This window comes from Caballeronia sp. A2-2 (assembly GCF_057612605.2).
Window position 1 is genome coordinate 35,902 of the sequence record NZ_CM173618.1, and the last position, 26,265, is coordinate 62,166.

Here is a 26,265-nt window from a genome sequence, read left to right on the forward strand (position 1 = left end):
AGGGTGTGTGCCTTGCGGGCGCTTCTCCCGAAGCGCTCGCTTTTTCATTTCGATGGATGAAGCAATGGCTCGAACTCCCTTGCTGGACATGCAGGACATCGATATTTCGTTCGGCGGCGTGGCCGCGCTCAAGCATGCGCGTTTGTCTGTCGATGCGGGCGAAGTGCATGCGCTGATCGGCCAGAACGGCGCGGGCAAATCGACGCTCATCAAGATTCTCACCGGCGCGTATCGCAAGAGCGGCGGCGCGATCCGCTTCGACGGCCGCGACGTGGATTTCCGCACGCCCAAGGAAGCGCGCGCGGCGGGCATCAGCACGATCTATCAGGAAATCAATCTGGTGCCGTTCCGCTCGGTGGCGGAGAACATTTTTCTGGGCCGCGAGCCGCGCCGGTTTGGCCTGATCGACTGGAAAACCGTGCAGCGTCGCGCGGACGAACTGCTCGAATCGTTCGGACTCAAGATCGATGTGAAGAAACCCGTGCGCGATTATTCCACCGCCATTCAGCAGATGGTGGCGCTGGCGCGCGCGGTGTCGTCGGATGCGAAGATGGTCATCATGGACGAATCGACGTCCTCGCTCGACGAGCGCGAAGTGGAACTGCTGTTCACCGTGGTGCGACGCTTGCGTGACGACGGGCGCGCGGTGATCTTCGTCTCGCATCGGCTCGACGAACTCTATGCGCTGTGCGACCGCGTGACGGTCATGCGCGATGGTCAGACCGTCGCCGAAAGCAGCATGCAGGAGATGGACAAGCTCAAGCTCGTCACGACGATGCTCGGCCGCACGCTCGCCGCCGTCGTGCACGAAGACAGCGCTGTGAAGGAAGCGAATCTCGCCAAGCGCGGCGCGGTGGCGTTGAGCGCGCAAGGGTTGGCCGCAGGCGCGAAAGTCAACGACGTTTCGCTCGATGTCCACGCAGGCGAAGCCGTCGGCCTCGCGGGTTTGCTCGGCTCGGGCCGCACGGAAACCATGCGCCTGCTGTTCGGCGCGGACCGTCCCGCGCAGGGCACGCTCGCGGTGAACGGCGAGGACACCGCGTTCAAGTCGCCGAAGGATGCGATTGCGCGCGGCATCGCGTATCTCACGGAGGACCGCAAGGCTGAAGGCATCGTGCCCGAGCTATCGGTGCGCGACAACCTCACGCTCGTCTGCCTGCCCGCGCTCACCAAACGCGGCGTGGTCGATGTAGCGAAGCAGCGCGAGATCGTCGATGGTTTCATCGAATCGCTTGGCATCAAATTGCGCTCGCCGGATCAGCCGATACGCGAACTCTCGGGCGGCAATCAGCAGAAGGTGCTGCTCGCGCGCTGGCTGGCGACGCATCCAAAACTTTTATTGCTCGATGAACCGACGCGCGGCATCGATGTCGGCGCGAAGGCGGACGTGGCGAAGATCGTGCGCGAACTCCGCGATGCGGGCCTGGCCGTGCTGCTTTCCGCATCCGAATTGGAAGAACTCACGGCGGTGGCCGACCGCGCGGTCGTGATCCGCGATGGACAAACCGTCGCGCAACTCGACGGCGCACAGATGAACGAAGCCTCGATCATGGATGCCATCGCGTACGGCTCGGGCGTGCAATCCACACTCGCCGAAGCAGTGGAAACGACGGCGCGAGGACCCGAATGATGATCGACAAGACGCAATCCGCCGCTTCGCTCACGCAGCCGCCGCCCGCGCGCAAGAAACGCGGCATCGCCATTCAGCGCGAGATCGTCGTGCTGGTCGCGATGATCGTGTTCAACCTGATTTTCACGCAGCACTTCGTGTCCTTGCAGACCTTCAACGTGAATCTCACGCAAGTCGTGACGATCGTGATCGTGGGCATCGGCATGACGCTGGTGGTGGCGACGGGCGGCATCGATCTGTCGGTGGGCGCATCGATGGCGATTTCCGGTGCGCTCGCACCGATGCTGTTCATGAACATTCCCGGCCCGATGGGCATTCTGCTGGCGTTCACCTTGCCGATTCTCGGCGCGGCGCTGTGCGGCGTGTTCAACGGCATGCTGGTGACGCGGCTCAACGTGCAGCCGATTGTCGCGACGTTGGTGCTGTTCATCGCGGGACGTGGCATCGCGCAGGTCGTCACCGATGGCAATTTGCAGGCCTTCACTAATCCCACGTTTCAATGGATCGCACTCGGCAAGGTCGCGGGCGTCCCCTTCCAAATCTTGCTGATGCTCGCGCTCGTCGCGCTCTTTACGTGGATCGTGCGCAAGACGCTGTTCGGCAAGTATCTACTCGTGACCGGCGGCAACGAGGAAGCGGCGTATCTCTCCGGCATTCCGACCGTGCGCGTGAAGATGATCGCCTATACCGTGTGCGCGGCGCTGGCGGGTCTGGCCGGGCTGATCTCGATCTCCGTTAATTCGTCGTCCGATGCAAACGTCGTGGGACTCGGCGTGGAATTGGATGCCATTGCGGCGGTGGCGGTCGGCGGCACGGCGCTCACGGGCGGGCGGGCGTACATCACCGGCACGCTGATCGGCGCGCTCATCATTCAACTGTTGCGCTATACGCTGCTCGCGCACGGCATTCCCGATGCCGCGGCGCTGGTGTTGAAGGCTGCGATCATCATCGTGGCGGTGTATGTGCAGAGAAAGCGCGGCTGACATCATGAAAAAGAACCTTCCGATCCTGATTGCCCTCGCCGCCCTGCTCGTGCTCGGCGTGACGCGCTACGAGCATTTCGCCGATGCCTACAACGTGCTCTCGTTCTGGCGCTACAACTCGATGTTCCTGCTGATCTCGCTTGGGATGGCGTTCGTCATCATCACGGGCGGCATTGATTTGTCGGTGGGCGCGGTCGCAGCAATGTCGAGCGTGGTCGCGGCTCTTGTCAGTCCGCATGGCGGGGTGGCGGGTGTGCTCGCGGGTTCGGCTGCGGGCTTGGCCGTTGGCGTGCTCAATGGCATGGTCATCACGCACATGCGGATTTTGCCGTTCATCGTCACGCTGGCGACGAGTCTCGGCGCGCACGGCCTCGCGCTGCTGCTCGGGCATAACGATGCGGTGGGCATCGCGTCGGATTCGAGCTTCGCGAACTTCGGGCAAGGCGATTTGTTCGGGCTGCCGATTCCGGGGTTGGTGTCGCTGGTGGCGGCGGTGTTAGCGTGGGTTGCGTTGCGGTCGTCGCGGTTCGGGCGGCATGCGTTGGCGATTGGCGGCAGCGAGGAAGCGTCGCGGTTGATGGGGCTGAATGTCGATCGCACGCTTGTTACTGTTTATGCGGTGAGCGGGTTGCTTGCCGGAATTGCGGGGACGATTCTGGCGTCGCAGTTTGGCGCGGGGCAGCCGAATGAAGGCGTCGGTTGGGAGCTTTTTGCAATTTCGGCTGTGGTGCTTGGAGGCACGCGGTTGACCGGTGGCGAGGGGTCCATCGCGATGACGATTGCGGGTGTTGCGTTGCTTGGGTTGGTGTTTAATTTGCTCAACTTCGAGAACGGTTTGGGGTTTATATCGTTGTCGGCTTATTGGCAATCGGTGATTCGTGGGTTGTTTTTGTTGATGGTGATTGTGTTGCAGGCGAGGGTGTTGGGGCGTGGGGGGAAGAAGGTGGAGCTTGCGCGGTGAGGTGTGGGGATTTTGTTGGTCTTTCGTGCAAAGGGCTGCTGTTTTCTGGGCTTTTATTGCAGTAGCCGCCTCCCCGGCGGGGGGGCGGCTACTGCAATAAAAAGCCCAAACAACAGCAGCCCTTTACACGAAAAGAACAACAAACCCAACTCGGCAACGATAGTGAGAACAGACACTCTCTGTCAGGTCGAGTGCTGCTGTCTACAACGAAGACTCAAGGATTCGAGCGCGTAATCGTCAGGTTGCCTATACGCTTAACCAACCGAGGGACATCCAAACGCGGCCACTGTATCGGTTAATCCAGACCAACCCTCTCCCGCCATCGTGCATGGGGTAAAAAGCTGCTTTCTTTGCCGGGAAGGCAGCTACTGAATAAACAGCACAACCAGAAGAAGCCCCTTCCACGACATCCAAACATTAAAAAATCCAACCTCAAGCATGCCGCCTCCAACCCTCGACCGCATCCAACCCCGCCTCCAACCCCGCTGACCCATCCTCCCCCGGCACCCCCCTCCCCCGCAACGAACACCCCACCGTCTCCGTCACAAACAAAAGCGCCACCGCCCCCACCACACACGCCCCCATCATGTAATACGCCGGCACCAGCATGTTGCCGGTACATCCGATGAGCCAATCCGTGATCATCGGCGCGGTGCCGCCGAAGATCGACGTCGACACGTTATAGGCGATCGCCATGCCCGCATAGCGCGCCTGCGTCGGAAACATGGCGGGGAACATCGCCGAGATGCTGGCAAGTTGCGGCACATACAGCAAGCCAAGTACCGCCAATCCGATCAACGCGCCCGCGATGCCATGCGCCATCAGCGAGAACATCGGCACGGCGAACACGAACAAGCCCGCGAGCGACAGCCACCACACCTTCTTGCGTCCGATCCGGTCCGACAGCGCGCCGGAAAACGGCAGCAGCACCATCATCGACAACATGCCGATGAGCGGCAGCAGCAGCGACAGGTTCTCGCTCATGCCCAACTCTTTCCTCATGAAAGTGGGCATATACGCAAGCAGCACGTAGTTGACGACATTCAACGCGACGACCAGCCCGCCCAGCAGCAGCAACGGCTTCCAGTAATTCGAAAACAGTTCGCCCAACGAAAGACTTTGTTCGTGCTCGCGCTCGGCGGCTTCGGCGCATTCGCGGAACACGGGCGTGTCTTCCATCTTCGAGCGCAGATACAGGCCGATCAGACCGAGCGGCGCGGCCACCAGAAACGGCAGACGCCAGCCCCACGCGTGCATCGTCTCGCTGCCGAGCGCGACCGAGCAACCGAGCATCAACAACGCGCCCAGCGAAAAGCCCGCGAGTGTGCCGACTTCCAGAAAGCTGCCGCAGAAACCGCGCTTGCGGTCGGGCGCGTATTCGGCCATGAAGGTCGCCGCGCCGCCGTATTCGCCGCCGGTCGAAAAACCCTGAATCATGCGCAGCACGACGAGCGACACCGGCGCCCAGATGCCGATGCTCGCGTACGAAGGCAGCAGCCCGACCAGAAGCGTCGCCATCGACATGATGAGGATGGTCAGCGCCAGCACATGCTTGCGCCCGAGCCGGTCGCCAAGCGGTCCCCAGAACAGGCCGCCCAACGGACGCACGAGAAAGGAGATGGCGAAGGTCGCAAGTGCGAACAGCGTGGCCTGCGCCGTGCTGCCGGGAAACAACGCGGCGGAAAGATAGGTCAGGCCGTAGCTATAGATGCCATAGTCGAACCACTCGGTGGCGTTGCCGATGGCCGAGGCGGCGACCGCGCGCCTGAGCGTGGTGGGTGGAGCGTCCTGAAGTGTTTGGCTCATGATCGTCTTCCCGATGCGTCGATGGTCCGGTGCCGTCGATATTCAGGGCACCGCCTCGAAACCAAGATACAGACGCATCGCCGCCCGACGCATGTCCTAGGACGTTACATTCGCCGGGGTTTTCCCGCATGACGGGGTGAGATCATCGCTCCGGGTTGGCGATATCCGATTCCACGATCCGTTGCCCGAGCGCTTCCGCCGCGCGCCGCGCGTCTTCGCTGGAGGCGAACGGGCCGATGGTCTCGCATCCGTCGAACGGATACAGCACGCGCTTGTCGCGCTTTCTTACGACCTTCAGCGTGCCGATATGCATGCCCGTCGCGTTCACCACGTACGATGCGTAGATGTCGAAGCCTTCGAATGCAAGGCCTTCTGATAAGGGCGAGGATTTCGGCATGAGTCGGGACATGTGTCGTGCTATTGAACGTTCAGGGTGCGATCTTTTTCCGTGATAGGCACGAACAAACAGCAAAAAGCGTACCGCGCGAGCGGGTTCGCGCGGTACGAACGGCACCGCGCTTCGCGTGACTTCGAGGCGGCTGTGGTCGTGTATGAGGGGAAAAAAGCGGAGGAAAAGCGCGGAAAAAAGCGGCATCGGACGATGCCGCCGGGATCAGCTGGCCGATGTGCTGGCGCTGACGCGAAGGGTCGTGAGCACGCCTTCCGTGCGCGGCAGGGTCAGGTTCACACCGCTCTTTTGGATCAGCAGGGTGCCCAGTGCGTCTTTTGTCCAGGCGTCATCGGGTGACAAGGACAAGGCCTTGCGCAGCGATGCCTCGGCTTCGGTCAGCCTGCCGAGATCCAGCAGCGACAAACCCAGACCGCGGCTTGCCTCGAAAAACACGGCGCGAAGCGCGAGTGCCTTCTCGAACTGATCGACTGCGGCGGGGGCGTCGAAGCGGCGCTGGGCGACGTTACCGAGGCCGCAATGAGCCTCCGCGCAGTCGGGCCGAAGTCGAAGCGCTTGTGCGAAGGCGCGCTCGGCTTCGGCGAGCCGGCCCGCCGTGCACATCACGTCGCCCATGGCGAGGTGACCCCGAACGAACTCAGGATTCAGTTTCAGGCACTCGCGCGCGGCTTTCTCGGCTTCGTCGAGTTGGTTGCGAACGCGCAGGACATCCGCCAGCGACGCATGCGCATCATGAAAATCCGGCCGAGCAGCGATGGCCCGACGAAACGCGTCTTCGGCCGGTTGCATCCGTTCCATTGTCTGCAGCGCGCAGCCCTGGAGATGATGCGCGATCGCTGAGTTCGGATCGATCGCGGCGGCGCGGCGCGCCATGTCCTCGCCTTCGGCGAAGCGCCGCCCATCGAACAGCACGAGCGCGAGATTCACGAGCACCTCGGCGGACGTCGGCATGAGCACCAACGCCTGACGCAAGTGTTCCTCCGCCTCCGTCAAACGGCCTTGCTGGCGGAGCACCACGCCGAGGTTGTTTCTGATCGCGGGTGACTCGGGCTTGAGCGCCAGGTCCCGGCGCAGGGCCGCTTCCGCATCGAGCAGGCTTTTGACATGGACTTCGTTTTGGTTTTGCATGGATATTTCTCGTTCGTAAATCCGGTTCGATTCAGCCCGCGAAAAAATAAAGCGTCGTCGATAAGCGCTTCACGGCGGTATCGATAAACCTTATGAAAGCCGATCAAGGTCGAGCGCGCGCCTCAGGCGAACAGCTTTTAACAAAGCAAGTCGCGAGACGGGCACCGGGCAATGGAACAGCCATGATGAATGCCTCAATCCATGACCGCATGGATTGATTTGGACAGTGAACTAATGAATCAAGGCTGTTTCCCGGCGCGCATCGTTCGAATGACCGAGGCGGGAAGAACGATAAAGGATTCGATCCAGTATAGTGCAAAAAGATATGACATAAAGAGCGCGCCCATGCCCATCAGGACCTTGCTTTCAGGACTTGCTTCTGTTGTTTTCGTTGCCGTTAGCGCGGTTTTTCCGCGTGTCGTCGATGCCGCCGAATTGCATGTGATGAGCTCCGGCGGCTTCACGGCTGCCTACAAAATCCTTGGACCGAAGTTCAGCGCGCAGACCGGCAATACGCTCGACACCGCGCTCGGTCCGTCGATGGGCCGCGCGCCCGAAGCCATCCCGAACCGGCTCGAACGCGGTGAACCGGCCGATGTCGTCATCATGGTCGGCTACGCGCTCGACGATCTCATCAAGCAAGGCAAGGTAATACCCGGTTCGCGCGTGGAACTGGCGGATTCGCGCATCGGCATGTCGGTGAGAACAGGCGCGGAGAAGCCCGATATCGGCAGCATCGATGCGTTGCGGCAGACCTTGCTGCACGCGAAGTCGATCGCCTATTCGGACAGCGCCAGCGGCGTCTACATCCAGAACGAGATGTTCAAGAAACTGGGCGTGGAAGATCAGGTGAAGGACAAGGCGAAGATGGTGCCGAAGATTCCCGTGGCATCCGTCGTGGCGAACGGCGAATACGAACTCGGCTTTCAACAGGTCAGCGAGTTGTTGCCGGTGCAGGGTGCGACGTTCGTCGGACGGATTCCCGAATCCGTGCAGTCGGTCACGCGTTTCGCGGCGGGCATTCCGGTCGGCGCGCAGCATCCCGACGAAGCGCGCGCGCTGCTGCGCTATCTGGCCTCGCCCGAGGTTCAGGACACGGTGCGCGCGACCGGCCTCGATCCGGTTGCCGCGCGTTGATCAGGCGAAATAACGCGAGGCGCAATCGGCGTGCCGCTTCGTCGCGCGAAACAGTTCCGTGCGAAAATCCTTTGCATGTGTTGTCCATTGCAGCAAGGAGCCACGCGCGTCGATGAATGCTGACCATCTGATCCCGGACCCGAGAGCAGGCCACGACCCGAGCTTTCTGCTGGGCGGCGGTGAAATGGGCGCGCTCATCCGCGGCTTCGACTGGACGCACACCTCGCTCGGCGATCCCGAACACTGGCCGCAAAGTCTCAAGACGGCCATCCGCATCATGCTGACATCGCGCCAGCCGATCTGGGTCGGCTGGGGTCCGCAGCTTCTGTTCTTCTACAACGATCCTTACAAGTCCATCATCGGCGGCAAGCATCCGCATGCGCTGGGTCAGCCGACTTCGGTCGTATGGCGCGAGATCTGGAGCGAGATCGGCCCGTTGCTCGACACGGCGCTCGCGGGCGTGGAAGGCACGTTCGTCGAACAGAAGTTGCTCATCATGGAGCGCAACGGCTTTCCCGAGGAGACGTATTACACCTTCTCCTACAGCCCGATTCCCGACGATCGTCACGGCACCGGCGGCATCATCTGCGCGAACAGCGACGACACGCAACGCGTGCTCGGCGAACGGCAACTGCTGGTGCTGCGCGAACTGGCGGCATCCGCGGCGAATGCGCGCACCTGGCGCGAGGCCTGCACGTTGTCGATGCAGGCGCTCGACGCCGCATCGCGCGACGTGCCCTTCGCGCTGCTCTACGCCATCGAACCCGGCGAGAACGCGGCGATGCTCGTCGGCGCGAGCGGCATCGAACCGGTGCACGCTGCCGCGATCCAAAACGCGCCGTGGCCCTTGCACGACGTGCTGCGCGAGAACCGCGCGCGCCTCGTCGATTCACTCGATACGCTCATCGACGCGCCCTTGCCCGCCGGCGCATGGAGCACGGCGCCGACGCAGGCCGTCGTGCTGCCCATCGCGCCATCCGGCGAAACCGGACGTGCGGGCGTGCTGGTCGCCGCGCTCAATCCGCATCGCGTGTTCGACGAAGGCTACGCGTCCTTCATGAATCTTGTCGCCGGGCAGATCGGCGCGGCCATCGGTTACGCGCATGCTTATGACGAAGAACGCCGCCGCGCCGAAGCGCTCGCCGAGATCGACCGCGCCAAGACCACGTTCTTTTCCAACATCAGCCACGAATTCCGCACGCCGCTCACGCTGATGCTCGGGCCGATGGAGCAACTGCTCGCGAACCCATCGCGCGTGGACGCGGAAGACGTGCGCCTGATCCAGATCATGCAGCGCAACGGCACGCGGCTGCTCAAGCTCGTCAACGCGCTGCTCGATTTCTCGCGCATCGAGGCGGGCCGCATCGAGATGAACCGGCAGCCGACCGATATCGCGGCGTTCACGGCCGAACTCGCGTCGCTGTTTCGCTCGGCTATCGAGTCGGCGGGGTTGCGGCTGAATATCGACATTCCGGCGACGCCGGTGATGGCCGATATCGACCGCGACATGTGGGAAAAGGTCGTGATGAACCTGCTGTCGAACGCGTTCAAGTTCACGTTCGACGGAGACATCGGGATCGCCTTGCAACGTGATGCGAACGGCGAGATTCGCCTGAGCGTGCGCGATAGCGGCATCGGTATTCCCGCGCACGAACTGGCGCGCGTGTTCGAGCGTTTTCATCGCGTGGCGGGTGCGGCGGGACGTTCGGTGGAAGGCAGCGGCATTGGGTTGGCGCTGGTGCAGGAACTCGTCGGGCTGCATGGCGGACGCATCGACGTGCAGAGCGCGCCGGGCGAAGGCGCGTGCTTCGTCGTCACGATTCCGGGCATGCGCGTGGACAGCGCGCCGCCACCCGCCGCCCGCGCCGAAGCAAGCCGCCGCGCCCACACCTATGTCGATGCCGCATTGCGCTGGATTCCCGACGCCGACGAAACCTTGCTCGCCGAGCCGGCAGAAGAATCCGACGCCGCCGATGGCCTCTACGGCCGCGTGCTCGTGGTCGACGACAACGCCGACCTGCGCGACTACATGCGCCGCATGCTGACGGCGGCCGGTCACGAAGTCAGCGTCGCCGCCGATGGCGAAGCCGCGCTCGACATGGCGCGCTCATCACTGCCCGAAGTCATCCTGTCGGATGTGATGATGCCGCGCCTCGACGGCTTCGGCCTGCTGCAAGCCGTGCGCGCCGACGACACCTTGCGCGAAACGCCCGTCGTGCTGCTGTCCGCGCGCGCGGGCGAGGAAGCGCGCGTGGGTGGTCTCGAAGCGGGCGCGGACGACTATCTCATCAAGCCGTTTTCCGCGCGCGAACTGCTGGCGCGCGTATCGAGCAATCTGCGGCTTGCGCGTCTGCGGCAGGAAACCGAACAACGCCTGCGCGAGGAATCGCGCACGCTCGAAGTGCTCAACCGCGTGGGCACGGCGGTCGCGGGCGAACTCGACTTGTCGCGCGCGGTGCAGGTCGTGGTCGATGCCGCCACCGAACTCACGGGCGCCGCCTTCGGCTCGTTCTTTTACAACGTGCTGGACCAGCAAGGCGAAAGCTACACGCTCTACACGCTCTCCGGCGTGCCCAAGGACGCCTTCGCGCAGTTTCCGATGCCGCGCAACACCGCCGTGTTCGGGCCGACCTTCAATGGCGAGGGCATCGTCCGCTCGGACGACATCACGAAAGACCCGCGCTACGGCCAGAACGCGCCGCATCGTGGCATGCCGGACGGGCATCTGAAGGTCGTGAGCTATCTGTCCGCGCCGGTCATGTCGCGCTCGGGCGAAGTGCTGGGCGGGCTGTTCTTCGGCCATCCGCAGCCCGGCATGTTCGACCGGCGCGCGGAGCGGATCGTGACGGGCATCGCGGCGCAGGCGGCCATCGCCATCGACAATGCGCGGCTGTTTCAGGCGGCGCAGGACGAGATCGTGGAACGCACGCGGGCGCAATCCGCGCTGCGCGATCTCAACGAAACGCTGGAACGGCGCGTGGCGGATGCCATCGCGGATCGCGAGCGGCTGTGGGAACTGAGCGACGATCTGTTCGTCGTCACCAGCTACGACAGCGCGTTGCTGCGCGTGAGTCCGTCATGGTCGACGCTGCTCGGCATCGACCCGACGCGTTTGCATGCGGGCACGTTGCTCGACCTCATTCATTCGGACGACGCCGCCGTCGCCGCCGCCGAACTCGACCGGCTGCGCGAGACCGGCAATCCCGCGCGCTTCGAATGCCGCGTCTCGCGCGTGGACGAAGGCTGGCGCTGGATCGCGTGGAATCTCTCGTTCGATCCGCGCACGCGGCGCATCCACGGCGTGGGGCGCGACGTGACCGCCGACCGCGAAACCGCCGACGCGCTGCGTCACGCCGAAGAAGCGCTGCGCATGGCGCAGAAGATGGAAGCCATCGGCAAGCTGACGGGCGGCGTCGCGCATGACTTCAATAACCTGCTGCAAGTGATCGGCGGCAATCTGCAACTGCTTGCCAAGGACGTCGTGGGAAACGCGAAGTCCGAGCAACGCGTCAAGAGCGCGCTCGCGGGCGTGGCGCGCGGCGCGAATCTCGCCTCGCAACTGCTCGCGTTCGGCAGGCGGCAACCGCTCGCACCGAAGGTCGTGAATCTCGGGCGCTTCGTGCGCGGGCTGGACGACATGTTCCGGCGCGCGCTGGGCGATGGCATCGAGATCGAAACCATCGTGTCGGGCGGATTGTGGAACACGCTGGTCGATCCGTTTCAGGTGGAGAACGCGCTGCTCAATCTCGCCATCAACGCGCGCGATGCCATGAGCGGCCACGGCAAGCTGACCATCGAGGCGGGCAATGCATCGCTCGATGCCGCCTACGCGCTGCGCAACGCCGAAGTCACGCCCGGCCAGTACGTGATGGTCGCCGTCACCGACACCGGCACCGGCATGTCGCCCGAAGTGCAGGAACGCGCCTTCGAGCCGTTCTTCACGACCAAGCGCGAGGGTCAGGGAACGGGCCTCGGGCTCTCGATGGTGTACGGCTTCGTCAAGCAGTCGGGCGGCCATGTGAAGGTCTATAGCGAAGAAGGCCATGGCACGACGGTGCGTTTGTACTTGCCGCGCGCGCGTGAGGAAGAAGACCTCGAAACCGTCGTCGATGCCGGTCCCGCCAAGGGCGGCAGCGAAACCATTCTCGTGGTCGAGGACGACGAGGAAGTGCGTGCGACGGTCGTCGCCATGCTCACCGACCTGGGCTATCGCGTGCTGCGCGCGAAGGATGCGCAGAGTGCGCTTGCCATCATCGAAAGCGGCGTGCCGGTCGATCTGCTGTTCACCGATGTCGTCATGCCCGGCCCACTGCGCAGCACGGAACTCGCGCGCAAGTCGCGCGAGCGGCTGCCGGGCATCGCGGTGCTGTTCACGTCGGGTTATACGGATAACGCCATCGTCCATGCGGGGCGGCTGGATGAAGGCATCGACCTGTTGAGCAAGCCTTATACGCACGAGGCATTGGCGCGCAAGGTCCGTCATGTGATCGGATTGCAGGCGAAGGAAGATGCGCCGGAAGCGTCGCATGCGGGCGCGGACGTGCCCGCCGCACTCGCCGACGATGCGCTTTCACGCCAGCGCGTGCTGTTCGTGGAAGACAACGAACTGGTGCGCACGAGCAGCGCGGAACTCATGCGCACGTTTGGCCTCGATCTCACCGAAGCGGCCAGCGTGGACGAAGCGCTCACGCTGTTGCGCGAGCATCGCTTCGAACTGCTGCTGACCGATGTCGATCTCGCCGGCCAGTCCGGCGTTGAACTTGCCATGACCGCTTGCCGCGATGCGCCGCACATGGGCGTGGTCTTCGTCACCGGTTTCGATCTGACACTGACCGATGCCCAGCGCCGCGCGCTGCCCAACGCCATCCAGTTGCGCAAGCCCTACGATCCGCTCGCGCTCATGGATGCGCTGAACGCCGCGAAGGTGCGATAGCGCCATGCGTCTGCCGCCGCTGAAATCGATCATCGCGTTCGAGAGCGTGGCGCGGACCAAGAGCGTGAACCGCGCCGCCGATGAACTCGGCCTCACGCCTTCCGCCGTGAGTCATCAACTGGCGAATCTGGAAAGCATCGTGGGGCGGCCGCTGTTCACGCGGCTCGGGCGCGGCCTCGTTCTGACGCCGACCGGCACGCAATATCTTACGGACGTGACCGGCGCGCTCGCCGAACTCAATCGCGCGACGGAGCGGGCATCGAGCGAGGCATCGGTTGAAATTTTGCGCATACATTCGAGCCCGAGCTTTGGTTTCATGTGGCTGTTGCCGCGTCTTGCCGCGTTTCAGGAAGCCAACGGCGACATTCAGATGAACCTCGCGTGCTCGTATGAAAGCATCTCGCTGACGAGCGGTTACTTCGATATCGACGTGCGGCATGGTTATGCGCACTGGAACGATGTCGAAGTGCGCACGCTGCGGCATGAAACCATCGCGCCGATGGCCTCGCCCGCATATCTCGAACGGTTTCCGGTGACATCGCCCGAACAGTTGCTCGAACGGCGCCTGATTCTCTCCGAGACGCCGCTCGTGCAATGGCAGCAATGGTTCGGCAAGTTCGGCGTGACCGTGCGGCGCAAGGCCTTCGAGTTGTCGTTCGACCGCTCGTATATGTCGCTGGAGGCGGCGTCGCTCGGGCATGGCATCGCGCTGGAAAGCACGATGCTGGCGTCGGGGCATCTGGAGCGCGGGACCTTGGTGCGCGTGTTCGGGCGGGAACATGCGGTGGAGGTGAGCGCGCACCATCTGGTTTATCCCGCGCAGAATGCGATGTTGCCCAGGGTGGCTAAGTTCTTGGCGTGGATCGAGGGGGAGATCGAGCGAGGGGTGGCGCCACGTTGAGGACGCCGACTTATTACGTCTAGACTCTGCATATCAACGCCGTGCCCCGCGACGCAAGCAAAGGTGCCACCTTTTTTCAGATGTCGGCGCCCGAATCACGCCCTCGCCTCAGTCGCCAATGCTGGCAGCCGTGCTCCCGATCAACGTGCAGCCACATTCGGTATGGTGTCCATGCAGTGCGACGCGTCGCTCACCAATCTCAAAGGTGGGATGCGCCTCGATGATCTTGTTGATCCCGTGCGGGCGGCCATCCGGGTAACTCTGTGGACAGTCGACGAGATCATCGAGACGAGCAATTCGCCTGTCGCCAATCGTGTGCGTTTCCGAACCGGTAATGACTCTGCCGCCATGAGAAGTGGTATCGCCGACAACTATCATCTGTAAAGGCATAAGGAACTCCGTTGTGATCTGGATGGTGCGTTTATCAGTTCGCCATTGCATCGAATTTATCGGGCTGGCGTGCGATGTCATCCCAGATAACCGTAGGTATTCGGCTGACGGTTCGCCTGAATGATTCGCCCGTGCTCTTTCGACTCAACAAGGCCTCGTGAACGCTTCTGTGGCGATCGAAGGCCGCGCCATACAGATAACTGTACTGGCAAAAAAGCAGCCGATCGCCCGGCTCCGTTATTCCCCATCGCAAAGCCTGGCGATAGCGGGGATGAAAATCGGTGAAGCGTTCGAGATAGGGACGCGTGCCATCGACCACCTCGTTTTCGATCAGCACCGCCAGCAATTCATCTGGCTCCGTATGGGCCATCAATGCATCCGTCTCAGCCTGATCGAGGCGAACCAGGATCGACCTGCAGATGCGGCCGGTTGGCTGCGAACCAGCCTGAATACGCTGCCAGTCCTCATGTCGTCCGCGAACCATCCACTGCTCGATCGGTCCCAAGAACATCTCGCGAATTTGCTTGCCCCAGATGTCAAGTACCGCCCTGCTATTACGTGGGTCAAAAAAACGGATCATCGCTGTCATGTTGTCGCCGATCTCGGCGAAGAGAAACGCCTGAAGATGAGCAATCAGCGAATCCCGATCGGCGCGGCTTTTCAGCAGGGACAGGCACGGCGTGTGTAAATCGATCCTGTCGAGTTCCATGAACCATTCGGCGCTCGTGTCGGAAATGGGCACGAGAAACAGCGACGCGTGGTCCATTTCCTCTTCAGGCAAACCGGAATAGACGGAGCGGAAAGCCTCGCCCGACTGCGTGAGCAGCGCATAGATCTGTTCCGGACTAGCCGCAGCGTCCACCAGACCGTATAAGCGAGAACGCGATTCATTGTTTGAATTGACCGGCAAGCTTTGACTCATCATGCAATCTCCGTCCGTTCGGAGTTGGCCACAGAATCGACGCCTTGGTTCAGGTTCGCATCAAGCGCCACCTTCAAAGGATCGATGCCCAGCCAATGGGAGCGATCGTTGTTACCTTGGAACACGACTCGCGGCCAGAAATAGCCGCCGGGCGCATTCTCGCGAAACCAGGGCACCTTGAACCAGCAGCGGCTGTCGTGAATGAGGTCGTCATACAGTGCGACCACATCCGGCTGCGACGCAAGTTTCATTACGGCAGCATCCGACGTACATTCGCGCATGAAAGGCAAGACATCCTGCACCGGCTTAAGCACGAAATCGTCATTCGGGTCAAAGATGAAAAGCGTAGTCGCGCCATTCCAAAGGCTTCTCACTCCCCGCTCGACAATCCTCACATTAGGTGAATCGGAAGGCGCTGCGTGCTCCACGCGCGGCAGGTCCACCGGCAAGCTCTGATCAATCCGAAACCGTGGGCGCTGCGCAGGGTCGAGATACGCCAACAGCAGCCGCATTTCTTCCGCGCCCTGACGCAAGTCTCGCTTGTCATTCGTGGGCATATCGGACGGTGTTTCGCCGGGGCGACTGGTGTTGGGCCGTGATCCGGGCTCAACGGGCTTTGAACCGGGATGCGCGACCTCTCCCGTCAGCTTCTCGATACGCGCCCTTTCTTCAACTTTCAGGCCGTTGATCTGATCCGACAGTTTGCGCGCATCAGTTAGCGAATAGACGTTGCCGTCTGCGCCATTTGCTCGTTGCCTAGCCTCGGCATCCCTGTGCTGCTGAATCAGCGCTTGATATTGCGGATCAGTCTTCTGAGCTTTTTCTACCTTATCTCGAAGCTGGACAGGCGAATAGGCGTCTTCCTGAGCGCGTCGGTAGAAAGGCTGTTCTGTGACATATTGGCCTCCCGGTTGCGCGCGCAGCGTGCGCCACGCCAGCATCTGACGCATACCGTACTGCATAGCCTCTTCAAACTGGGTTATTGGTGGTGCGGCCAAGCGCCATGCATTGAACTTCTTGATCGTTGTCAGATCGATATCAAAATCAGCCGCTCGATCCTTATTCTTGAGGATTTCCTCGCCCACAATGAGCGGCACGCCGGCTTCGAGCGCTGCAATATACATGTCATGCAACGGAATCTGACTGAGCTTGCACGAATCGAGGCCTTTAGTCGTAGTCATTGAGCGCGACCTCGCCCGCGGTGATCTTGCGCGCGACGTTCAGCGCATAGATATGCTCCTCGTCGATGCGCTTGCGCGCGAGTCCGGCTTCGAGTCCCGTCAGCGTAAAGAAGTAAAACCGGTTCGGACACGCGAAGTATTCCTGCACGAGGTTGTGACCCAGAAACTTGCGCGCCCCCAGCGGCAGCACGGCTTCGTCCGGCCCGAGCCCGTCCTGAACGACCGCATCCGATCGAACGACGTGCGGCACGTAGCCCGCTTCGCTGAAGCGCCCCGGCTCGCCGATCACCGACACGACCGCACCGGTGTGAATCAACTCATGCAGATGCGAGGCGACACGTTCGTCGCCTGCCAGATAGATTTGCAGCCGGTCCAGCCCGCGAAGCGACGAGAACGGTACGCCGCCGATCGTGCACAAGCGCAGACGCAAGGCGCCGCTTATCTGGCGATCGGGCGGCACGTAACGGCTTTGCCCCAGGAGATCAGGGGGAACGTGAGTCAGTCGCCCATCCAGAATCGACACCGGATAGAACGAGACATCCTGCGTTGTACGAAACGTGCAGGCGGTCTTTTCTCCGCTGGGTAAGTTCAGGGCATTCAGCTCGACGCCGCGCTCCAGCGTATAGCCGGTTGTGAAGCCGCCCGCCTTGCCGCCGGGATAAAACCGTGCGATGGAAATCGAAGGCGTGAGCGACAGATAGTTCGGGTACACCGAGGACAGCAGCGCTTGCGTCAAGAGCGGGAACTCGTCTTCGAAGCGCAATTGCGTGCGCGCGTTGATGAACGCGGAAGACTCGAACAGACGGCGCACGTAGGGGTCGCCTACTTCGGCCTCTGCATCTTCTCCGAGCATGCCAAGGCGACGAGCAATCTTTGGATGCGCCCGCGCAAATTCCCCACCCAGCGCCTGCATGAAGCGAATTTCGTCGAGGTAGGCCGCGAGCAGACGCGGGTCCATCAGACGGAATCTTGCTTGTTGATACTACTGGCCAGCCGAAAATCAACGCTCTCTACTTTGCAATGCTTAACGAACATGACTGGTGATGAATATGAATTTGGCTCGATAAACTTGGAAAACTGCATGCAACCACGACCGGATGAGCTAATCGCGGCAAGTACGGTTGCGTCGGGGTCAGATTATCTTTCAATTGCCAACATTCTGATAGACGAGAATCTTCATAAAATGTGGAAAAGAAACGATCGAATAACACGAACCAAAGGAGCCCCAATCAACAAAGCTACGGGTTGAGTGCTCGACCGGGTAGCGCAATGCTTTTTCGCTTACCTAATTACAATGGTTTAAAAGTGACAATGCTGGCCATGATCAACGAAATACTAAGAGACGAGAGATTGAGGCCACGTTATGCGTTGGTGTGCAAGATTGAAGTCTCGTCCAATAAAAAACGACCCGAACGCACACGCGAACGAGTCGTTAAATCCAGTCCAGAACGTTACTCTGCCTGCTTCTTGACATATGACTGATGGCATTGCCACCCGCTCGGGGCATCCATTTCCCGTCAGCGCTTCTTTCGCTTGCTGACAAGCCGGTTGCGCACCGCCATCAAAGCAAAGCCCAACAAGTTCGAACCTTCCCATTGCTCCGGGTTCATCGCACGCGGATCGTCCGCCGCTAATCCAATTCCCCAAATGTTATCGACAGGACTTGCCTCGACCAGCACGCGGTCGCCGGTACTCAGCAAGAAATCGCGCAGCGCCTGATTCTGGCTGAACTTTTCGATGTTCCCCGCCTTCACACGCTCCACGCTGGCCTCTTTCCAGCGCTCGCTGTCGAAGCCGCGGACCTCGCGTCCGATGCGCTTCGCATCGCCCGGCGTGGCGGCTCGCAACACGCATTCGAAGGCTTCCGTGTCGCCGAACAACGCGGCCTTGCTCGCCATCATGAAATGCTCGGCGGTGGGATACGTGCGCCCGTTGACCGTGAATCCGGCCGGATACCATTGAGAAAGACACTCCGCACCTACCGGCCCTCCCGGCTTCGACCGATGCCCCCAGAAGAACAGGTAATCGGGATTGAAGCCATCGCGAATGGCATCGAGCAAGGTAGCGCGGTCTGTTACGGCCATGGGGACTCCGTGAGTGATGAAAGAAGGGATACGTAGCCCGCTTTTTTAACCGATGATGCGCCGCCACACTGGCAAATTTTGTTAAGGCCTGCTTCACGGAAGGCATCGCGTTAAGTGGTTTACCCTCACGCCCACACCTGAAAATTTCTCAGCAATACCTGAAGCAAACTCCGTTGATGCTCAAGTGATTGGCGGCCACACTGCGCCTACACCATCACCACAACATCAACGGAGACACGACATGCTGTTAGAGAACCAGGTAGTGATCGTCACGGGCGCGGCGTCGGCGCGCGGCATCGGCAAGGCGACGGCGAAAGCGCTCGCGGCACAGGGCGCGCGCATCGCGATCCTCGATCTGCGTCTGGCGGATGCGCAAGCCGCCGCTGCCGATCTCGGCGATGGCCACATCGGCCTCGAATGCGATGTCACGAACAAGACCGCGTGCGTCGCCGCCGCAAGCGCGGTGATCGAAAAATACGGGCGTATCGATGCGCTCATCAACAACGCCGGCATCACGCAACCGGTCAAGACGCTGGAAATCGCCGCCGAAAATTTCGATGCCGTCATCGACGTGAGCCTGCGCGGCACGCTGTACATGTCGCAGGCCGTCATTCCGCAGATGAAAAAGCAGCAAGGCGGCAGCATCGTGTGCATGTCGTCGGTATCGGCGCAACGCGGTGGCGGCATTTTCGGCGGGCCGCATTACAGCGCGGCGAAAGCGGGCGTGCTCGGTCTTGCAAAAGCGATGGCGCGCGAGTTCGGCCCGGACCATATCCGCGTGAATTCGATCACGCCCGGTCTCATTCAAACCGACATCACCGGCGGCAAGCTCACGCCGGAGATGCGCGCGGACATCATCAAGGGCATTCCGCTCGGACGGCTCGGCGAGGCGAACGATATAGCAAACGCATGCCTGTTCCTGGCGAGCGGTTTGTCGAGCTATCTCACGGGCATCACGCTCGATGTAAACGGCGGCATGCTGATTCACTGACATTGCACCGACGCACTTGGATAAACCAAGGCGTCAAGAAAAAGGAGACATGCATGAAACCGAAACTGGCCGCCACGGCGCTGCCCGCCGAACTCGCTTCGTCCGACGATGCCAAGAGCTTCGAAGCGCGAACCTATGCCAAGGTCGCGCGCCGCCTCATCCCCTTTCTGATGTTGTGTTATCTCGGCGCGTATCTGGATCGCGTCAATGTGGGCTTCGCTAAGTTGCAGATGCTTAGTGATCTTCAATTTTCCGAAACGATTTACGGCGTTGGCGCGGGGATCTTTTTTCTTGGCTATTTCATCTTCGAAGTGCCGAGCAATCTCATCCTGCATAAAGTCGGCGCGCGCAATTGGCTCGCGCGAATCATGCTGACGTGGGCGGTGATCTCGGCGTGCTTCGTGTTCGTCAAGACGCCGACCATGTTCTATGTGTTGCGCTTTCTGCTGGGCGTGGCGGAAGCGGGTTTCGCGCCGGGCGTGATTCTTTATCTCACGTACTGGTTCCCTGCCGAACGACGCGCCAAGGCCTTGTCGATGTTCTTCATGGCCATTCCCCTCGCGGGTATCGTGGGCGGGCCGCTGTCGGGCTGGATCATGCATTCCTTCGCGGGCCTGCACGGACTTTCTGGCTGGAAGTGGCTGTTCATGCTCGAAGCGTTGCCGTCGCTCGTGCTGGGCGTGGTGATCCTGTTCTATCTGGACAATGGCATTGCAAGCGCGAAGTGGCTCAACGACGACGAGAAGGCGCTGCTCAAGCGCAACGTCGAAAAAGACAGCGCGCAGACCGTGAAACACGTATCGATCCGCGCCTTCGCCAGCGACCGCCGTCTGTGGCTCATGGCTGCGATCTACTTCTGCGTGGTGCTCGGTCAGTACGGTCTTACGTTCTGGCTGCCGACCATCATCCGCCGCACCGGCGTGGCCGACCCGCTCTGGGTCGGGCTGCTCACGGCGATTCCGTATCTGTGCGCCATCATCGCGTTGCCGCTGCTGGGTTCGAGCGCGGACCGGCATCGCGAACGCCGTTTGCATTTGGCCATTCCGATGCTCGTCGCCGCCGCCGGTTTCGCCACCTTGCCGATGATCGGCAGCGTGGGGGCATCGATCATCTGCGTGAGCGTGGCGGCAGCGGGGATTCTTTCGTCATCCTCTTTGTTCTGGGCCTTGCCCACTGCCGTGCTCGGCGGCATGTCGGCGGCGGCGGGTATCGCGGCGGTCAACTGCTTCGCCAATCTCGCGGGCTTCTTCTCGCCCGCCATCGTCGGCTGGCTCAACGATCTCACGGGCAAGCCGACAGCAGGACTGATTTTCATCTCGGCGGCGGTCGTTGTAGGCGCGTTCCTCGTATCGCTCGTGCCCGCGAAAAACGTCAATCGCTGAACTCATTCCAATTCAAGGAGACACGCATATGAGCACTCCCGTTCTCGAAGAAGCGACGCTTGCCGAGCGCGCTTACCGTATTCGCCGCAACGCATTGTTGATGGGCGAAGTGCAAGGGCAAGGCTACATCGGCCAGGCGCTGGATATCGCCGATGTGCTGGCCGTCGCCTACTTTGGCGCGATGGAATACCACGCCGACGATCCCGATTGGGAAGGCCGCGACCGCTTTCTTTTGTCCAACGGTCATTACGCCATCGCGCTTTATGCAGTGCTGTTCGAAGCAGGCATCCTGCCGCCGGAAGAACTCGAAACATACGGCAGCGACGACAGCCGTCTGCCGATGTCCGGCATGGCGAGTTACACGCCGGGCATGGAAATGTCGGGCGGCTCGCTCGGGCAAGGCCTCACGATCGCCGTGGGCCGTTGTCTGGGGCTTAAGCGCAAAGGCTCGAAATCCTTCGTCTACACGCTCTTTTCCGATGGCGAACTCGACGAAGGCGCGATCTGGGAAGGCTTGATGTCGGCATCGCACTGGAAGCTGGACAACCTGATCGCAATGATCGATGTGAACAATCAGCAGGCCGATGGACCGTCCACGCAGATCATGGCATTCGAACCTTTGGTGCCTAAGCTCGAAGCGTTCGGCTGGAATGTGCAACGCATAAATGGCAACGATATCGATGCTGTAAAACAAGCCTTCGACAACGCGCGCAATCTGAAGGAAGCGAAGCCGCGCATCATCGTGTGCGATACGAAGATGGGCTGCGGCGTGCCGTTCCTCGAAGCGCGCGAGAAAAACCACTTCATCCGTGTCGATGCAAACGAATGGCAACTGGCGCTGGAAGCACTCGAACAAGGGAGACGAGCATGAGCACGACACTCGATAAAAAGCCGCGCCTGAAGACCTCCGCGATGATCGCATCCATCGCGGGCGATGGACAGGTCACGCGTTCCGCGCCGTTCGGTCACGCGCTCACGGAACTCGCGCGCACGAAGACGGACATCATCGGCATGACGGCGGACTTGAGCAAGTACACGGACCTTCATATCTTCGCCAAGGAGTTTCCCGAGCGCTTCTATCAGATGGGCATGGCCGAGCAACTGTTGATGGGCGCGGCAGCGGGCTTCGCGCACGAAGGCGCGCAACCGTTCGTCACCACGTATGCGGTCTTTGCGACGCGACGCGCGTATGACTTCATCCATCAAACCATCGCGGAAGACGATCTCGATGTGAAGATCGTCTGCGCGCTGCCCGGCCTCACAACGGGTTATGGCCCGAGCCATCAGGCGGCGGAAGATCTCGCGCTCATGCGCGCGATGCCGAACATGACCGTGATCGATCCTTGTGACGCGCTCGATATCGAGCAAATGGTCCCGGCCATCGCCGCGCACAAAGGGCCGGTTTATGCGCGGCTGTTGCGTGGCAACGTGCCCGCCGTGCTCGATGAATACGACTATACGTTCGAACTCGGCAAGGCCAAGATGCTGCGTGACGGTCGTGACGTGCTGATGATCTCGTCGGGCATCATGACCATGCGTGCGCTGGAAACCGCGAAGGCGCTCGAAGCGGACAAGGTGGATGTGGCCGTGCTACATGTGCCAACCATCAAACCGCTGGATACGGAAACCATCATTCGCGAGGCGAAGCGTTCGGGGCGCATGGTCGTGGTGGCGGAGAATCACACGGTGATCGGTGGTCTCGGTGAAGCGGTCGCGATCACGTTGTTGAGCGCGGGCGTGTCCTGCGTTTATAAGCAAATAGCGCTGCCGGATGCCTTTCTCGATGCGGGCGCATTGCCCACGTTGCATGATCGTTACGGCATCTCGACGCAGGCGATGGCGGCATCGATCAAAGGATGGCTCGGCTGATCTCTAGCTGTTTCGCTTCGGGCGCGCGGGCTTTTTCACGGCCGGCGCGCTCGTCAATGCATCCATCCATGAAAGCGCATCCAGATAGCCAAGAAAGTGCTGAAGATAGCCGGGCGAGACTTCACGCATCAACGCAAGCGAGCGATGCACGAGGTTATCCGAGTTAAGCGGCCCCGCATTCTTCGGCACGCGCGCCAGCGATTCGCGCACGCGTTTTTCCGCGCTGACTTTGGCCCACACGCCCCGTAGGTGATCGATGAGTTCTTCAGGCGGTTGATGGGACTCCGCACGTTGATTCAATTCATCGAGCAACAAGGCGAGCGAGACCGATGCATGCGGCGCTTCCACGCGTTCAATACGCGATTCAATATCGCGTGCATAGTCGCTCACCATCCCTGACAACCGCGCATCGAGCAAACGGCGCGTCTCCCCTTCCTGCACCGACGCACGTCGCACGAGCGCTTCCATGATGCGAAAGCGCATCGCATTGAAACGATCGTGACCTTGCGCGCGCCAGCTTTCGAGCTTGGCATGAACGTCGTCATCAACCATGCGGTTTCGCCACCGAACCAGTAGGACGCGGCACCGCCGAAATTTCCACACGACGATTCTTCGCGCGCCCTTCGTCATCCGTATTGGGACTCACCGGCTGCTCCGACCCGAACGCCGCCGCAAACACCGATGCATGCGGCACGCCCGCCTCTATCAACGCACGCGTCACAGTCAGCGCACGTTTGGCCGACAATTCCCAGTTGTCCGCGAACCGGCGATTGCCTTCACGCACCTGTTGATCGTCGGCGAAACCGCTGACCATGAGAATTTCTTCGTGCGAGCCGAGATACGCAGCGAGCGGTCCGGCCAGACTCCTGAGCACATCACGCCCTTGCGGCTGCAACTGATCCGAGTTCAGCGCGAACAACACATTCCCCGCGATACCAATACGCCCGTTCACCAGCGTCACGCGCCCCGACGCCAGCGGACCCGCGAGCGCCTGCTCCAACGTCTTGCGGCGTTGCGTTTCGAGTTGCTGCTGCTTCACCGCCGCTTCGAGCTTGGTGGACAAATGAAGCTGCACGCCGATCACCCCAACCACGATCAGCACGAACACGCCGGTCAGCACCGACATCAAATCCGCGAACGCGGCCCAGACGGGCGCGGCGGTCTGGGCATCGCCCTCGAAGTCGTCGATCATGCGGCGCGCGCTCCCGCACCCGCGCGTTGCGCGGCAAGGTGCTGAAGATCTTCCACGATCTGCTTCTGCGACATCATGCTCAGATCGATCACTTCACGCGCCTGCGCGACGTAATACGCCAACTGCTCGTCGCTGCGCGTGAGCGACTTGTCGAGCGCCGCCTCGATGCGCTGCAACTGCGCCACCAGCGTTTCATTCGATGTACCAAACGCCTGCACCGCGCCGCCGAACGCATCGGACAGGCTCGCCACTTCGATGGCGCTGCTGCTGACTTGCGCGGTCATGCCGTCGAGCTTGTGCGTGTGTGCATCGACGGTTGTTTCGAACTGCGTACCAACGCGTTCGAGCAATTCAGCCGAGGTGGACACGAGCGAATCCACCGCCGTGCGTTGTTCCGTCGAGGCGTGATTCACGGCATCGAGCAAGGTTTCGAGCGTGGCGAGCAGACGCGCGCGTTCGTCGAGCATGGCGGTGTCGCGGACCATGGAATCGGAGAGCTTCTGGCGCAGTTCCGCGATGACTTCCGCCGCGGCCTTCGGTGCTTCGGACGCACGCTGCACGAGTGTTTCGATCTGCGCGATGGTGGCCGTCGCGTGCGCGCGCGTGCTGTCGGAGACTTCGTTCGCAGTGCGCGCGAGTGTCTCGGACAGCGCATGTTGATGGTTCGCCGCAATGGCGCTCGCAGCTTGCCATTCGTCGCGCAAGGTGGCGGCCAACGTGCCGAGCGATTCGGTCCATGCGGCGAGACGCGCATCGCCGTTCGCGGCGAGTTGTGCGCGCAGGTCGGCATGCGAGCGGTCGAGCGAACTCAACAACGACGCAGCATGTGCTTCGAAACTCGCGGATGCCGTTGTCAGCGCGTGTTCGTTCTTCGCTGCAAGCGCTTCGTTTGCGTGCGTTTGCTGCGCGAGCGCATCGCGCCAGGCATCGGCGAGATTCGATTGCGTGGTGTCCAGACGCGCGCTGACTTGCTCGATCAGATGCGTCGAGCGTTCATCGAAATGCTGCGCCATGCGTTCGGCAGTGGCTTCGTTCGTATGCGTCTGAGCTTCGAACGAACGGGTCCAGTGATCGGCCATCTTCGCCACCGACGTTTCCAGCCCTTCGTGCAGCGACTTCGTTTGCGCGGTGACGCCATCGACCAACGACGACGAACGCGCATCGAAACCCTGCGCAAAGCGTTCCATCGATGCATCCATCCGCGCGACGAGCGCGGCGTGCGTTGCTTCCTGCTTCGCGGCGGATGCGTTCAAGCCTTCGTTCAAGGTCGTCATTTGCGCGGCGACGCCATCGACCAGACCTGTCGCGCGCGCTTCCACCGTCTGCGCAAACCGGTCGAACGTCGCGCCAATCGCCGTGGCTTGCGCCTCATTTGCCTCACGATGCCCGTCGAGCTGTTGCCGCACGGCATCGTGCACGCTGCCTTGCAGATTGCGCGTTTCCTGCGCGATGCCGTCCATCGTCGCCTGCATGATCGGCTGCAACGCGGCGCTCGACGCGCGCGCGCTTTCGGTCACGCTCTGCCTCAGCGTCTGTTCGACCGATGCCGCCAGCCGCCTGTATGCCGTCTCCGTATTCTCATGAAACGCCTGCTGATTCGCGATCTGCCGTTCGTTCGCCGCGAGGCTGTGCGCTTCGATCGCGTTCATCAGCGTGTCGAGCCGTTCCGCGAGACGCGGCATGAGATCGGCCTGACGCTGCATCAGCCGGAAAGATTCTTCGCGGCGATGCATGCCGGTGAAGGCGCGCAAGATCGTCGCGATCTTCGTGTCGAGCAGATGCGCGGCGTCCAGCCGTTCGCGACGCACGAGCGTGGACAGCAGGCCCAGCATCGCCGAACTGGCGACGCCCGCGATGGACGTGCCGAACGCGAAGCTCAGGCCCGTCACCGGCGCGGCGAGCGATGAGCGGATCGTCGAGATATCGGTAGCGCTTTCGAGCGCCGCGCCCGTGCCGTGCAGCGTCACGACCATGCCGAGCAAGGTGCCGAGCATGCCGAGCAACACGAGCAGCCCAACGAGATAAGGCGTGAGCGACGGCCCCGGCAACGCGCCGCGCTCGCCTTCGATGCGCGCGCGCACCGCCTGGCGCACGGTCGGCGGCAGCACATCGAGCCAGACGAACAGATTCTTCGGCGCGACGTTCAGCCCATCGAGCGCATGAACGAGCGCAAGCGTCGTCTGCCGGTAGCGGTACAACTCCATCGCGCCGGTCACGTAACACGCGCCGATCAGCAGCGACACCGCGAAGGCGAGCACATTCGAGCCGACATAGCCGATCGCGATGCCGCACACGGCGGCGAGTCCGGCCACAAAAACAGCAACGTACAGGAGAGTTCGGGGCATGGCGTGCCAGTGGGCCAACAG

At 61.7% G+C, this 26,265-nt stretch carries 21 protein-coding genes; 10 read left to right on the forward strand and 11 right to left on the reverse strand.

Annotated features, from left to right (window positions below; all coding sequences use genetic code 11):
* Nucleotides 1-64: 64 nt before the first annotated feature.
* Genes ACZCWR_RS23810 through ACZCWR_RS23820 form a run of 3 tightly spaced genes read left to right on the forward strand, consistent with a single transcriptional unit; the run spans nt 65 to nt 3,574 of the window.
* The gene (locus ACZCWR_RS23810; protein WP_487305513.1) at nt 65-1,630 is read left to right on the forward strand and encodes a sugar ABC transporter ATP-binding protein; all 1,566 of its coding nucleotides are present in this window, start codon (nt 65-67) and stop codon (nt 1,628-1,630) included.
* Nucleotides 1,630-2,613, forward strand: a complete 984-nt coding sequence (locus tag ACZCWR_RS23815) for an ABC transporter permease (protein WP_487306126.1) — start codon at nt 1,630-1,632, stop codon at nt 2,611-2,613. The genes ACZCWR_RS23810 and ACZCWR_RS23815 overlap by 1 nt, the downstream gene beginning before the upstream one ends.
* 4 nt (nt 2,614-2,617) lie before the next feature.
* Nucleotides 2,618-3,574, forward strand: coding sequence for an ABC transporter permease (locus tag ACZCWR_RS23820; protein WP_487305514.1), 957 nt, complete (start codon nt 2,618-2,620; stop codon nt 3,572-3,574).
* Between the two features lie 432 nt (nt 3,575-4,006).
* Here the strand turns inward: ACZCWR_RS23820 and ACZCWR_RS23825 are convergent, their stop codons facing one another.
* The 3 genes from ACZCWR_RS23825 to ACZCWR_RS23835 all read right to left on the reverse strand — a co-directional run bounded on the left by ACZCWR_RS23825 (nt 4,007) and on the right by ACZCWR_RS23835 (nt 6,917).
* Complete coding sequence (locus tag ACZCWR_RS23825) at nt 4,007-5,380, reverse strand: MFS transporter (RefSeq protein WP_487305515.1); 1,374 nt, start codon at nt 5,378-5,380, stop codon at nt 4,007-4,009.
* A 142-nt stretch (nt 5,381-5,522) separates the two neighbouring features.
* Nucleotides 5,523-5,789, reverse strand: coding sequence for a DUF6723 family protein (locus ACZCWR_RS23830; RefSeq protein WP_487305516.1), 267 nt, complete (start codon nt 5,787-5,789; stop codon nt 5,523-5,525).
* Between the two features lie 204 nt (nt 5,790-5,993).
* On the reverse strand, nt 5,994-6,917 hold the full coding sequence (locus ACZCWR_RS23835; RefSeq protein ID WP_487305517.1) for a tetratricopeptide repeat protein: 924 nt from the start codon (nt 6,915-6,917) through the stop codon (nt 5,994-5,996).
* A gap of 345 nt (nt 6,918-7,262) precedes the next feature.
* On the opposite strand from ACZCWR_RS23835, the gene ACZCWR_RS23840 reads away from it, so the two are divergent.
* The 3 genes from ACZCWR_RS23840 (at nt 7,263) to ACZCWR_RS23850 (ending at nt 13,888) form a co-directional block, all read left to right on the forward strand.
* Nucleotides 7,263-8,054: a substrate-binding domain-containing protein gene (locus tag ACZCWR_RS23840; RefSeq protein WP_487305518.1), complete on the forward strand. Its 792-nt coding sequence runs from the start codon at nt 7,263-7,265 to the stop codon at nt 8,052-8,054.
* A gap of 112 nt (nt 8,055-8,166) precedes the next feature.
* A complete protein-coding gene (locus tag ACZCWR_RS23845; protein WP_487305519.1) occupies nt 8,167-12,987 on the forward strand; it encodes a response regulator in 4,821 nt (1,606 codons plus the stop codon).
* A gap of 4 nt (nt 12,988-12,991) precedes the next feature.
* A complete protein-coding gene (locus ACZCWR_RS23850; RefSeq protein WP_487305520.1) occupies nt 12,992-13,888 on the forward strand; it encodes a LysR substrate-binding domain-containing protein in 897 nt (298 codons plus the stop codon).
* A gap of 108 nt (nt 13,889-13,996) precedes the next feature.
* Here ACZCWR_RS23850 and ACZCWR_RS23855 read toward each other — a convergent pair whose 3' ends face one another.
* The 5 genes from ACZCWR_RS23855 to ybiA all read right to left on the reverse strand — a co-directional run bounded on the left by ACZCWR_RS23855 (nt 13,997) and on the right by ybiA (nt 18,465).
* Entirely contained in the window at nt 13,997-14,278 is a 282-nt protein-coding gene (locus ACZCWR_RS23855) for a PAAR domain-containing protein (protein WP_487305521.1), read from the reverse strand.
* A gap of 34 nt (nt 14,279-14,312) precedes the next feature.
* Nucleotides 14,313-15,203 carry a DUF4123 domain-containing protein gene (locus ACZCWR_RS23860; protein WP_487305522.1) on the reverse strand — a complete coding sequence of 297 codons (891 nt, stop codon included), beginning with the start codon at nt 15,201-15,203 and terminating at the stop codon, nt 14,313-14,315.
* Nucleotides 15,200-16,381 carry a hypothetical protein gene (locus ACZCWR_RS23865; protein ID WP_487305523.1) on the reverse strand — a complete coding sequence of 394 codons (1,182 nt, stop codon included), beginning with the start codon at nt 16,379-16,381 and terminating at the stop codon, nt 15,200-15,202. The genes ACZCWR_RS23860 and ACZCWR_RS23865 overlap by 4 nt, the downstream gene beginning before the upstream one ends.
* Nucleotides 16,368-17,339 carry a type VI secretion system baseplate subunit TssF gene (locus ACZCWR_RS23870; RefSeq protein WP_487305524.1) on the reverse strand — a complete coding sequence of 324 codons (972 nt, stop codon included), beginning with the start codon at nt 17,337-17,339 and terminating at the stop codon, nt 16,368-16,370. The genes ACZCWR_RS23865 and ACZCWR_RS23870 overlap by 14 nt, the downstream gene beginning before the upstream one ends.
* Before the next feature lie 559 nt (nt 17,340-17,898).
* Nucleotides 17,899-18,465 carry a riboflavin biosynthesis intermediates N-glycosidase gene (gene ybiA, locus ACZCWR_RS23875; RefSeq protein WP_487305525.1) on the reverse strand — a complete coding sequence of 189 codons (567 nt, stop codon included), beginning with the start codon at nt 18,463-18,465 and terminating at the stop codon, nt 17,899-17,901.
* A 241-nt stretch (nt 18,466-18,706) separates the two neighbouring features.
* On the opposite strand from ybiA, the gene ACZCWR_RS23880 reads away from it, so the two are divergent.
* Genes ACZCWR_RS23880 through ACZCWR_RS23895 form a run of 4 tightly spaced genes read left to right on the forward strand, consistent with a single transcriptional unit; the run spans nt 18,707 to nt 22,707 of the window.
* Nucleotides 18,707-19,456 carry an SDR family NAD(P)-dependent oxidoreductase gene (locus ACZCWR_RS23880; protein ID WP_487305526.1) on the forward strand — a complete coding sequence of 250 codons (750 nt, stop codon included), beginning with the start codon at nt 18,707-18,709 and terminating at the stop codon, nt 19,454-19,456.
* A gap of 53 nt (nt 19,457-19,509) precedes the next feature.
* Entirely contained in the window at nt 19,510-20,838 is a 1,329-nt protein-coding gene (locus ACZCWR_RS23885; protein ID WP_487305527.1) for an MFS transporter, read from the forward strand.
* Between the two features lie 28 nt (nt 20,839-20,866).
* Nucleotides 20,867-21,709: a transketolase gene (locus tag ACZCWR_RS23890; RefSeq protein WP_487305528.1), complete on the forward strand. Its 843-nt coding sequence runs from the start codon at nt 20,867-20,869 to the stop codon at nt 21,707-21,709.
* Complete coding sequence (locus tag ACZCWR_RS23895; protein WP_487305529.1) at nt 21,706-22,707, forward strand: transketolase family protein; 1,002 nt, start codon at nt 21,706-21,708, stop codon at nt 22,705-22,707. The genes ACZCWR_RS23890 and ACZCWR_RS23895 overlap by 4 nt, the downstream gene beginning before the upstream one ends.
* Nucleotides 22,708-22,710: 3 nt before the next feature.
* Here the strand turns inward: ACZCWR_RS23895 and ACZCWR_RS23900 are convergent, their stop codons facing one another.
* From ACZCWR_RS23900 to ACZCWR_RS23910, 3 genes are read right to left on the reverse strand one after another with little or no spacing between them, the layout of a single operon-like run.
* On the reverse strand, nt 22,711-23,259 hold the full coding sequence (locus tag ACZCWR_RS23900) for a DUF2894 domain-containing protein (protein WP_487305530.1): 549 nt from the start codon (nt 23,257-23,259) through the stop codon (nt 22,711-22,713).
* A complete protein-coding gene (locus tag ACZCWR_RS23905; protein ID WP_487305531.1) occupies nt 23,252-23,899 on the reverse strand; it encodes an OmpA family protein in 648 nt (215 codons plus the stop codon). The genes ACZCWR_RS23900 and ACZCWR_RS23905 overlap by 8 nt, the downstream gene beginning before the upstream one ends.
* Nucleotides 23,896-26,244 (reverse strand): DUF802 domain-containing protein, encoded by a 2,349-nt coding sequence (locus tag ACZCWR_RS23910; RefSeq protein ID WP_487305532.1) that lies wholly within the window; start codon nt 26,242-26,244, stop codon nt 23,896-23,898. The genes ACZCWR_RS23905 and ACZCWR_RS23910 overlap by 4 nt, the downstream gene beginning before the upstream one ends.
* Between the last annotated feature and the right edge of the window lie 21 nt (nt 26,245-26,265).

Coding starts and splice junctions, on each gene's coding strand:
- ACZCWR_RS23810 (WP_487305513.1), top strand. CDS start 65: ATGGCTCGAACTCCCTTGCTGGACATGCAGGACATCGATATTTCGTTC.
- ACZCWR_RS23815 (WP_487306126.1), top strand. CDS start 1,630: ATGATCGACAAGACGCAATCCGCCGCTTCGCTCACGCAGCCGCCGCCC.
- ACZCWR_RS23820 (WP_487305514.1), top strand. CDS start 2,618: ATGAAAAAGAACCTTCCGATCCTGATTGCCCTCGCCGCCCTGCTCGTG.
- ACZCWR_RS23825 (WP_487305515.1), bottom strand. CDS start 5,380: ATGAGCCAAACACTTCAGGACGCTCCACCCACCACGCTCAGGCGCGCG.
- ACZCWR_RS23830 (WP_487305516.1), bottom strand. CDS start 5,789: ATGTCCCGACTCATGCCGAAATCCTCGCCCTTATCAGAAGGCCTTGCA.
- ACZCWR_RS23835 (WP_487305517.1), bottom strand. CDS start 6,917: ATGCAAAACCAAAACGAAGTCCATGTCAAAAGCCTGCTCGATGCGGAA.
- ACZCWR_RS23840 (WP_487305518.1), top strand. CDS start 7,263: ATGCCCATCAGGACCTTGCTTTCAGGACTTGCTTCTGTTGTTTTCGTT.
- ACZCWR_RS23845 (WP_487305519.1), top strand. CDS start 8,167: ATGAATGCTGACCATCTGATCCCGGACCCGAGAGCAGGCCACGACCCG.
- ACZCWR_RS23850 (WP_487305520.1), top strand. CDS start 12,992: ATGCGTCTGCCGCCGCTGAAATCGATCATCGCGTTCGAGAGCGTGGCG.
- ACZCWR_RS23855 (WP_487305521.1), bottom strand. CDS start 14,278: ATGCCTTTACAGATGATAGTTGTCGGCGATACCACTTCTCATGGCGGC.
- ACZCWR_RS23860 (WP_487305522.1), bottom strand. CDS start 15,203: ATGATGAGTCAAAGCTTGCCGGTCAATTCAAACAATGAATCGCGTTCT.
- ACZCWR_RS23865 (WP_487305523.1), bottom strand. CDS start 16,381: ATGACTACGACTAAAGGCCTCGATTCGTGCAAGCTCAGTCAGATTCCG.
- ACZCWR_RS23870 (WP_487305524.1), bottom strand. CDS start 17,339: ATGGACCCGCGTCTGCTCGCGGCCTACCTCGACGAAATTCGCTTCATG.
- ybiA (WP_487305525.1), bottom strand. CDS start 18,465: ATGGCCGTAACAGACCGCGCTACCTTGCTCGATGCCATTCGCGATGGC.
- ACZCWR_RS23880 (WP_487305526.1), top strand. CDS start 18,707: ATGCTGTTAGAGAACCAGGTAGTGATCGTCACGGGCGCGGCGTCGGCG.
- ACZCWR_RS23885 (WP_487305527.1), top strand. CDS start 19,510: ATGAAACCGAAACTGGCCGCCACGGCGCTGCCCGCCGAACTCGCTTCG.
- ACZCWR_RS23890 (WP_487305528.1), top strand. CDS start 20,867: ATGAGCACTCCCGTTCTCGAAGAAGCGACGCTTGCCGAGCGCGCTTAC.
- ACZCWR_RS23895 (WP_487305529.1), top strand. CDS start 21,706: ATGAGCACGACACTCGATAAAAAGCCGCGCCTGAAGACCTCCGCGATG.
- ACZCWR_RS23900 (WP_487305530.1), bottom strand. CDS start 23,259: ATGGTTGATGACGACGTTCATGCCAAGCTCGAAAGCTGGCGCGCGCAA.
- ACZCWR_RS23905 (WP_487305531.1), bottom strand. CDS start 23,899: ATGATCGACGACTTCGAGGGCGATGCCCAGACCGCCGCGCCCGTCTGG.
- ACZCWR_RS23910 (WP_487305532.1), bottom strand. CDS start 26,244: ATGCCCCGAACTCTCCTGTACGTTGCTGTTTTTGTGGCCGGACTCGCC.